The following is a 454-nucleotide window of genomic DNA, read 5'->3' as shown; positions in this document are numbered from 1 at the left end:
CGTAGTCAGAGCAAAAGAGCGCAACAAGATCGGCGCTTATTGGCGTATATACGAGACATCTTTCGTAAAAGCCGTGAAACATACGGCAGTCCACGTGTTTATCATGCCCTCAAGCGACAGGGCATCGTTGTGAGCAAGAAGCGGATAGAGCGGTTGATGCGGGAGGATGGCCTAAAAGCCCGGGTCTCTCGAGTCTATAAGAAGGTTGTGGGGCTGCATCGTTTTTACCAGCGCTCACATAATTTACGTAAAGACCTTCCGAAGCCGGCGCGCAGGGACCAACACTGGGCGGCTGATCTGACCTACATTCGGGTAGGCAAGCAGTGGCTGTATTTGGCTGCTGTGATAGACCTGTATTCGCGACGGGTTGTTGGTTGGTCTTTAGGTAAACGGAAAACAGTGGCGTTAACAAAGTCCTCACTGATGATGGCCATTCGGAATAGGAAGCCGCCAC

1 protein-coding gene is annotated in these 454 nt (G+C 51.8%); it reads left to right on the top strand.

What is annotated here, in order from left to right; genetic code table 11:
* Positions 1 to 454, top strand: a 454-nt coding sequence (locus EOE65_RS18430; protein ID WP_164847162.1) for an IS3 family transposase, incomplete at both ends; no start/stop codon positions are given.

Source organism: Neptunomonas marina (assembly GCF_004005935.1).
Lineage (GTDB): Bacteria > Pseudomonadota > Gammaproteobacteria > Pseudomonadales > Balneatricaceae > Neptunomonas > Neptunomonas marina.
The sequence above is the reverse complement of the archived record's forward strand: the minus strand, read 5'-3'. Positions and strand labels throughout refer to the sequence as shown.